Raw genomic sequence first — 8,406 nt, forward strand, 5'->3', positions numbered from 1 at the left:
TGCGGCTCCGCCGCGTGGGCGCGACAAGCCACAACGCACCCGCACCCGAAAACTCACCGCAGCACACTCCCCACAAGCCGCGCAGCGCCCCGCACCCGGGGATGATCAACCCGCCGCGCAACGCGTCGTAGAAGACGCGCCGCCCCCACCGGACGCCACCGCACCTGCAACCGCCCGGCCCCCCGCCCCTCCGGCTCCACGACCACCTCGTGCGGCGCCGTACCCGACCGGTACTCCACCCGGGCCGTCAGCGCAGGGAACTCCAGCGGAGCAAGCAGCACCCCCTCATGGCTCAGCCCCTGTTGCTGAAGCCGGATCACCGGATGCCGCGTCCCCGCGAACCCCTGCAACGGCAGCTGGGCCCCGCCGAGATCCACCCGGACCCGCCCCTCGAAGACACCCGGCCGCACCGGATCGAGCCGGAACGGCACCGTCATCCGCCGCTTGCCCGGCGTCAGCAGCAGCCCCGCGCGCTGCGGTCCGACGGGGAGCCGCAGCCCGGGGTCGTAGGTGCGCACGGCGAGGGTGAGTGTCGCGCCGGGGCCGGGGGTCAGCTCGGTGATCTCGTGCCGGAAGTACGCGCTGGGGAAGGGCCGGGTCTCCAGTTCCAGGTCGGACACGTCCAGCTCGCGCCGCCCCCGTACGGAGGACGGCACCGCGTCGCCCCAGTAGGTGCCCGTGCCGTCGACGGCGACCTCCCTCGGCGCCACCGGCCGCCCGAGGCCGCGCGCGGCGAGCCGCAGGTCGTCCAGGCGCCCTTCGCGCAGCAGCTCCAGGACGACCCGCTCGGGCCGGGGGAGCCGTACGAAGGCGCCGTCGGCGAGGCTGTCCAGATACGGGTTCATGATCTCCGCGAACGCCGAGAGCCACGCGGTGTCGCGGTAGGGCAGGTCGCCCGCGTACATCCGGAAGTCGTGCTTGAGGAACTTGTAGTCCTTGTCCTCGCGCAGCCCCGCCTGCCCGCTCGCCACCAGGAAGTCGTCGATCAGGCGCTGGACGTGCACCCGGTCGGCCACGTTGGAGATCTTGTGTCGCTGGTTGGAGATGGAGGCGGAGGCGGCGGCCGCGTACGGCTCGATGTACCAGGTGTAGACCGGCTCCGGGATGATCGTGAACGCCTCGGCCAGGCAGTACGCCTGCGCGGAGAAGAGCTGGTCCTCGTAGTGGATGCCCTCGGGGAAGCGCAGGTCGTGCCGGTCGAGGAAGGCGCGGGCGTACATCTTGCTGGTCGACAGGTGCTCGAAGAACAGCCGGGGGTCGGCGGCGATGCCGTCCAGGGTGCGGCGCTCGGCGACCAGGTGGGGCATCCAGGTGGTGCGCCGGCCGGTGTCCACGCGGACCCGGGTCACCGCGCCCATGGTGAAGTCGACCTCGCGCTCGCGGTGCGCGGCAAGGAGCAACTCGACGGCGCGGGGCGGGAGTTCGTCGTCGCTGTCGAGGAACATCAGATACGGGGCGCGGGCGATGTCGATGGCCCGGTTGCGCGGGGCGCTGCATCCGCCGCTGTTCTCGGGCAGCCGCAGGTAGCGGATGCGGGGGTCCTCGGCCGCGAGTCGGCGGGCCACCTCGGGGGTGTCGTCGGTGGAGTGGTCGTCGCTGATGACGATCTCGATGTTCGCGTGGGTCTGGGCGCGCAGGGAGGCCACCGCGCGGGGCAGCCGGGCCGCGTCGTTGTAGCTGATGACGGTGACCGTGACATCGGGGGTCGTCATCGCCGGGCCTCCTCGGGGGTCGGGGCGGGGGTGCGTTCCTCCAGCGGGAGCACGGCGGGCAGGGCCTCCTCGGGCTCCCCGAGGAACACCCGGCGTACGACCCGTTCGGCGGCGCGGCCGTCGTCGAACTCGCAGAACCGGCGCCGGAAGGCGGCCCGTGCCTTGGCCGCGTTCTCGTCGCGCCAGGCGCCCGAGGCGAGGATCTCGGTCAGCTCCTCCTGGGTGCGGGCGACGTGCCCCGGGGCTTCGGCCAGCAGGTCGAAGTAGACGCCGCGCGTGGTGCGGTAGGTCTCCCAGTCGTCGGCGTAGACGACGATAGGGCGGTCCAGGTTGGCGTAGTCGAACATGATCGACGAGTAGTCGGTGACCAGCGCGTCCGCCGCGAGGCACAGCTCCTCGACCGGGTCGTAGGTGGAGACGTCGATGATCCGCCCCGAGCGGCGCAGGCCGCTCAGCGGGGAGGCGGCGTCGCCGTAGAAGTAGTGGGCGCGCACCAGCAGGACGGTGTCCTCGCCGAGCCGGTCGGCCAGGGTGGCGAGGTCGAGGCGGGGGGTGAACCCGGCCTCGTAGTCGCGGTGGGTGGGGGCGTAGAGGACGGCGGTGCGGCCGGGCGGGATGCCGAGGCGTTCGCGGGCGGCGCGCACGTCGGCGGCGGTCGCGGTGTAGTAGACGTCGTTGCGCGGATAGCCGTGGTCCAGCGAGGTGTAGCGGGCCGGGTAGGCGCGCTCCCACATGCGGGTGGAGTGGCTGTTGGCGCTGACGCTGTAGTCCCAGCGGTCGATCCGGGTGAGCAGGGCGGCGAAGTCCAGGCCCTGGGCGGCGGCCGGGTGGTCGCGCTGGTCCAGGCCCATGCGCTTGAGCGGGGTGCCGTGGTGGGTCTGGAGGTGGACCGAGCCGGGCCGCTTGACCACCGCGTTGGGGAAGTTGACGTTGTTGACCAGGTACTTGGCGGTGGCCAGCGTCTCCCAGTAGCGGCGGGTGCCGGGGATCACATGGTCGGTGCCGGCGGGCAGCAGGGCCTCGTTGTCCTTGCTCACCACCCACACCGGGCGGATGTGCGGGGCGAGTTCGGCGAGCTTCGCGGCGATGGCGGCCGGGTTGCAGGAGACGCCCCGGTCCCAGTAGGCGGAGAAGACCGCCAGGTTGGGGTCGACCGGGCGGGCGAGCGCCCTGCGGTAGGAGTGGTCGCGGAGCTTGGCGCCCGCCTGGCGCTTGCGGGCGCGCACGGTCTTCCTGGCGGTGCGGCGGACGTGGTTGGCGGCCTGGAAGGCGCGGTAGCGCGTGTAGGCGCCCTCTTCGAGCAGCGCGTGCCGTACGCCCTCAAGCCCGCCGGGGCGCTGGTGGCCCTCGGGGCGCTGGTGGACGGCGGCGCGGGAGGCGCGGGCGAAGAAGGCGCGCGCGACGGGGTCGGGCATGTCCTCGCGGGCGAAGGTGCGCAGCAGGTCGCGGACCATCAGGTCGTAGAGCACCGCGCGGGCGGCGCGGCGGCCCTCGGTGAGCGGGAGCAGCGACTCGTAGCGGTCGACCAGCGCGAGCCGGGACCCGGGGGAGGGCGGGGGCAGGCTCTCCGGGCGCAGCTCCCGGTTCTCGTACGCCACCTGGTCGAGACAGGCGACGCGGCGCGCGCGGAGCAGGGCCGTATGGGCGACGTGGGCCTCGTCGTCGGCGGTCAGTTCGTCCTCGTGGGCCCGCCAGAACGCGGTGCCGATCACGCGGGTGCCGAGCAGGGGGGCCAGACGCAGCAGGCCCGGGTTCTCGTCCAGGGTGAGGACGGAGCGCCCCGCGACGGCCAGGGCGCGGCCGTCGCGGGAGGGGGCGCCGGTGGTGCGCCACGTGGTGGTGATGTGGTCGAGGAGCAGGACGTCCGCGGACTCGTCGCCCCGGTCGAGTTCGGCGGTCCGCTCGGCGACCAGCCGGGGTGTCCCGGCGGGCACACCGTCCTTGGCGTGCACGAAGTGCAGCCAGCGGCCGCGGGCCCGCGCGACCCCCGCCGCCCGGGCCGCCGCGTCGGAGGTGCCCTCGGGCAGCGGCACGGTGACGGTCTCGGGGGCGTGGCCCTCGGCGGTCTCCCGCGCCCAGTCGCCGACGGCGGCGACGATCACCTCGGCGTCCGGGAGCGGGTGGGTCGCCAGTGAGTCGAGCAGCTCGGTCAGATGCCCCTGGGTGTTCGGCCCGTAGACGATCAGGCTGAGGTGAGGCATCGGGAAAGGCTCCTTCGGCTCGTCGTCTCGGAGAGTCAACCTTTCATAACATACTGTCATCAGAGCGATGAAAGGGATAATCGCGAGCGGGGTTGACGAAGGCGTAACACGTGACACCTACCCCCTTCTTACCCCGGAAGACGGCTTTTCGGCGCCTATGGTTTCGCCGGAGCGGGCGTGGCCGCCTTCCTGTCGCCGGTGAAGGCCTCGTACTCCGCGAGCACGTCCTCGGTGGGGCCGTCCATGCGCAGTTCGCCGCGCTCCAGCCAGAGCACCCGCTCGCAGGTGTCGCGGATCGAGTTGTTGCTGTGGCTGACCAGGAAGACGGTGCCGGCCTCCTTGCGCAGCTCGCGGATGCGTTCCTCGGAGCGCTTCTGGAACTTGCGGTCGCCGGTGGCCAGGGCCTCGTCGATCAGCAGCACGTCGTGGTCCTTGGCGGCGGCGATGGAGAAGCGCAGCCGGGCGGACATGCCGGAGGAGTACGTCCGCATCGGCAGGGTGATGAAGTCGCCCTTCTCGTTGATGCCGGAGAAGTCGACGATGTCCTGGTAGCGCTCGCGGATCTGCTCGCGGGACATGCCCATCGCGAGGCCGCCGAGGTGGACGTTGCGCTCGCCGGTCAGGTCGTTCATCAGGGCCGCGTTGACGCCGAGGAGAGAGGGCTGGCCGCCCGTGTAGATGCGGCCGCTCTCCACGGGAAGCAGGCCCGCGACCGCTTTGAGCAGGGTGGACTTGCCGGAGCCGTTGGTGCCGATCAGGCCGATGGCCTCGCCCTTGTAGGCGACGAAGGACACCTTCTTGACCGCGTGGACGCGGCGCACCCCGGCGGCCGTCTCGGCCTGCTTGCGGCGCACGATGCGGTTGAGGGCGGCGGTGGCGGAGCCGCGGCCCGCGCCGGTGCCGTTGATCCGGTAGACGATGTCCACCCGGTCGGCGATGACGGTGGGGGTCTTCTCGCTCTGCGCGGAGGTCTGCTCAGCCACGGCCGTAGGTCTCCTCAGCCTTCCAGAAGTAGATGAAGCCGCCGACCCCGGCCAGCACGGCCCAGCCGGTGGCCGCCGCCCACACGTGCGGCGGGAGCTGGTTCGCGTGGAAGCTGTCGATCAGCGCGAACCGCATGAGGTCGATGTAGACGGCGGACGGGTTGGTCTCGAGCAGCAGCGTCACGACGGGCGGCAGGTGGTCGCCCTTGGTGAGCTGGTCGATGCTCCACATCACGCCGGAGACGTACATCCAGGTCCGCAGGATGAACGGCATCAGCTGGGCGATGTCCGGGGTCTTGGCGCCGAGCCGGGCCATGATCATCGCCACGCCCGTGTTGAACGTGAACTGCAGGACCAGCGCGGGCACCGCGAGCAGCCAGGACAGCGAGACCGGCACACCCGCGCACAGGAGGATGACGAGCAGCGCGGCCATGGAGAACAGCAGCTGCTGGAGCTGCTGGAGGCAGAACGAGATCGGCAGGGTGGCGCGCGGGAAGTGCAGGGCGCGGACCAGGCCGAGGTTGCCGGAGATGGCCCGGGTGCCCGCCATGATCGAGTTCTGCGTGAACGTCCACACGAACACGCCCGTGACCAGGAACGCGATGTAGTTCGAGACACCGTGCTTGGTGCCGAGCAGCACGCCGAAGATGAAGTAGTAGACCGCCGCGTTCAGCAGGGGGGTCATCACCTGCCAGACCTGGCCGAGCTTCGCCTGGCTGTACTGGGCGGTGAGCTTGGCGGTGGCGAACGCGGTGATGAAGTGGCGCCGGGCCCACAGCTGCCGGACGTAGGCCGGGACGGAGGGGCGGGCGCCGCTGACCGTGAGGCCGTACCGGGCGGCCAGGGCCGCGAGGTCGGTGTCGTCGGCCGGGGACCGGGTCGGGGGCGGTGTGTCGAGGACCTGGCTCACATCCGCTGCTTTCGCTCGGGGGGAGGGGGGTGTGCGCTCGCCCGGCCGCGCCGGGAGTGGTCGTCGCCCGGCGTTTCCGAACGCTTTTCTTTACATTCTCTTACGTCGGAACGGGACCGTATCGTCGCATCGTGAGAGTAGGGCCAATCGACGTCGCAACGCAACCGTTTCGTCGTCACGCCCTATGCTGGGCGCATGACGACCAACGCCGACGAACCCCCGGCGCGGCCGCGCCGCCGGGCTCCGGCCGGGGCCGCGGTGCTCCGGGAGGACGTGACCGAGGCCATCCGGGCGGCCGTCTTCGAGGAACTGGCCGCCGTCGGGTACGCGCGCATGTCCATCGAGGGCATCGCCCGGCGGGCCGGAGTCGGCAAGACGGCGGTGTACCGGCGCTGGCGCTCCAAGCTGCACCTGGTGCTCGACGTGGTCTCCGCGATGGCCGTCCTGGGCCTCCCGGCCCCGGACACCGGCTCCCTGGAGGGCGACCTCCGGCTCCTGTACGAGGTCACCTCGCGCGCGCTGCGCCACCCCGTGGTCTCGCAGATCATCCCCGACCTCCAGGCCGAGGCGGCCCGCAATCCCGAGATGGCCGAGGCCTTCCAGAAGGCCCTGCGGGACAGCCAGGAGAGCGTCGCCAGCCGGATTCTCGCGGCGGCGGAGGCGCGCGGCGAGGCCGGTCCGGGCATCGACCCCGACCTGGCCCTGGACCTGATCTCCGGGCCGCTGTACTGGCGCGCGGTGGTCATCCGTACGCCGAAGCTGCCCAAGGACTACCTGGCGAGCCTGGCCCGCGCCACGGCCGGGGCGCTCAAGGCGCTCTGAGGACGCGCCACGGGCCGGACGGTCAGCGCAGCAGGCGCCGCAGTCTTCCCTTCGCCACCCTTGCCGCGCCCCCCGGCCCCGTGGCCACGCGGAGCGCCAGGGCGCCGGAGTGGGTGGCGTAGGGGTGGGCCAGGAGCAGCAGGTGGTGCGGGTCGGGCAGGACGCGGCGGCGCAGGCGCGCGGAGCCGCCACGGGCGTGGGCCGTGGCCTCCCGGCTGGTGCCGTCCTTGAAGTGCAGGGTCAGGCAGAGGTCCCAGACGCCCGACCCCAGGCCGGTGAGGTCCACCGGGGCCTCGGCGGTCCACAGGCCGGGAGTCGTGGGGGCGAACGGGACCGTGGCGCGCCGCGCGGTACGGCCCGTCGCGCGGAAGCGCCACTCCGCGGTCACCGCGAGCGGCCCCGCGTCGGCGACCCTGCCGTACAGCTCGTGCAGGCGCAGCCGCAGCCGGGACCCGCGCATCCGGACCAGGAGTTCGGCGTCCACCATGACGGGGAGCGCGCTCGCCGGGCGGGTCAGCAGCGGGGCCAGACTCACCTGCGGCAGCCCGTCCGACCAGACCGGCGTGCCGTCGGCGGCGCGGGCGTACGGCGGCAGGAGGCGGGCCGGACGCGCGGCCAGCTCCCGCAGCCGGGGCAGCTCGGCGGGCTCCGGGCACGCCATGATCACCCGACCGGTCAGCGGGCCCGGTGCCGCGGGGTCCGACTCCCAGTCGGCGTCGTCGTAGCGCCCGAGGAACTCCCGGGCGTGCTCCCACCAGGCGCGCCGGTACTCCGCGTTGCGCAGGCCCAAGTCGCGGACGTACATGCGCAGTTCGTAGTCGAGGAACTTGGCCCGCGCTGCCCGCGCCAGCGTCTCCCGGCCCGCCCGCAGCAGGATCTCGTCGGCCTGGGCGCAGGCCCGGGTGCGGGAGCGCCAGTTGTCGATGCCGTCCCGGTCCAGGGAGAGCGAGAGTCGGTCGGCGGACCGGCGCACGTTCCATGTGTAGACCCGGTCCGGGACGAGCGCGACGCGCGGCGCGGCGGCCAGCACCCGCGCGGTGAAGACGTAGTCCTCGTAGAGGAAGCGGCCCTCGGGGAAGCGGATGCCGTGCTCGCGCAGGAACGCGGTCCGGTACAGCTTGTTGACGCACAGCGTGTCCTCGACCAGCCGGGGGCGCTCGTCGGGGCCCGCGAGCACGGCGGGCGCCGCGTAGAGCGCGGGGTGCCACGGGTGCTCGCGCCCCGAGGGCAGCTCCCGGCGCACGCACAGCCCGGCCGCCACCTCGGCGTCCGCGTCGACGGCGGCCCGCAGCAGCGCGTCCACCGCGCCTGCGGGGAGTATGTCGTCGCTGTCCAGGAACATCACGTACGGCAGCGTCACCGCGTCGATCCCGGTGTTGCGCGGGGTGCCGCAGCCGCCGCTGTTGGCGCTCCGGCGCACGACGCGCAGCCGGGGGTCGTGGACGGCCAGCCGCTCCAGCAGCTCGGCGCTGCCGTCCGTGGAGCAGTCGTCCACGGCGATCACCTCACCGACGGCGGGCCCCTGACGGAGCGCCGAACGCACGGCGTCGGCCACATGGGCGGCGTCGTCGTACCCGATGACGACGACGGCGACCCGGGGCGCGGGATGCGGGTCCTGCGGTGCTGGAGGCATGGGGTCCATGGGCCGGGAGCGGGAGGAATACCAGTAATACCCTGTTAAGAGATGCTCAGCGGTCGTTCCGGACAACGGTCGGAACCGGCTCGCGCTTCGGCCGGTGCCGGTGCCGGTGCCGTCGCGGGGGCGGGCGTCGGCACGG

General features: G+C 72.8%; 6 protein-coding genes. 1 reads left to right on the plus strand and 5 read right to left on the minus strand.

Features of this window, described 5'->3' with window-relative positions; translation table 11 throughout:
- Positions 1-53: 53 nt before the first annotated feature.
- The 4 genes from GTW40_RS21060 to GTW40_RS21075 all read right to left on the minus strand — a co-directional run bounded on the left by GTW40_RS21060 (position 54) and on the right by GTW40_RS21075 (position 5,806).
- On the minus strand, positions 54-1,712 hold the full coding sequence (locus GTW40_RS21060) for a glycosyltransferase family 2 protein (protein WP_161181755.1): 1,659 nt from the start codon (positions 1,710-1,712) through the stop codon (positions 54-56).
- Positions 1,709-3,913 (minus strand): CDP-glycerol glycerophosphotransferase family protein, encoded by a 2,205-nt coding sequence (locus GTW40_RS21065; RefSeq protein ID WP_161181756.1) that lies wholly within the window; start codon positions 3,911-3,913, stop codon positions 1,709-1,711. Before GTW40_RS21065 ends, GTW40_RS21060 begins: the two co-directional genes overlap by 4 nt.
- Positions 3,914-4,068: 155 nt before the next feature.
- Complete coding sequence (locus GTW40_RS21070) at positions 4,069-4,896, minus strand: ABC transporter ATP-binding protein (RefSeq protein ID WP_161181757.1); 828 nt, start codon at positions 4,894-4,896, stop codon at positions 4,069-4,071.
- On the minus strand, positions 4,889-5,806 hold the full coding sequence (locus tag GTW40_RS21075; protein WP_161181758.1) for an ABC transporter permease: 918 nt from the start codon (positions 5,804-5,806) through the stop codon (positions 4,889-4,891). Before GTW40_RS21075 ends, GTW40_RS21070 begins: the two co-directional genes overlap by 8 nt.
- 195 nt (positions 5,807-6,001) lie before the next feature.
- On the opposite strand from GTW40_RS21075, the gene GTW40_RS21080 reads away from it, so the two are divergent.
- Positions 6,002-6,628: a TetR/AcrR family transcriptional regulator gene (locus GTW40_RS21080; protein WP_161181759.1), complete on the plus strand. Its 627-nt coding sequence runs from the start codon at positions 6,002-6,004 to the stop codon at positions 6,626-6,628.
- Positions 6,629-6,650: 22 nt separating this feature from the next.
- Here GTW40_RS21080 and GTW40_RS21085 read toward each other — a convergent pair whose 3' ends face one another.
- Positions 6,651-8,270 (minus strand): glycosyltransferase family A protein, encoded by a 1,620-nt coding sequence (locus GTW40_RS21085; protein ID WP_161181760.1) that lies wholly within the window; start codon positions 8,268-8,270, stop codon positions 6,651-6,653.
- Positions 8,271-8,406 lie beyond the last annotated feature (136 nt).

This window comes from Streptomyces sp. SID4985 (assembly GCF_009863025.1).
Taxonomy (GTDB): domain Bacteria; phylum Actinomycetota; class Actinomycetes; order Streptomycetales; family Streptomycetaceae; genus Streptomyces.

Bases quoted from the DNA above. Each gene is read 5' to 3' on its own strand.
- GTW40_RS21060 (WP_161181755.1), bottom strand. From the start codon at position 1,712: ATGACGACCCCCGATGTCACGGTCACCGTCATCAGCTACAACGACGCG.
- GTW40_RS21065 (WP_161181756.1), bottom strand. From the start codon at position 3,913: ATGCCTCACCTCAGCCTGATCGTCTACGGGCCGAACACCCAGGGGCAT.
- GTW40_RS21080 (WP_161181759.1), top strand. From the start codon at position 6,002: ATGACGACCAACGCCGACGAACCCCCGGCGCGGCCGCGCCGCCGGGCT.
- GTW40_RS21085 (WP_161181760.1), bottom strand. From the start codon at position 8,270: ATGGACCCCATGCCTCCAGCACCGCAGGACCCGCATCCCGCGCCCCGG.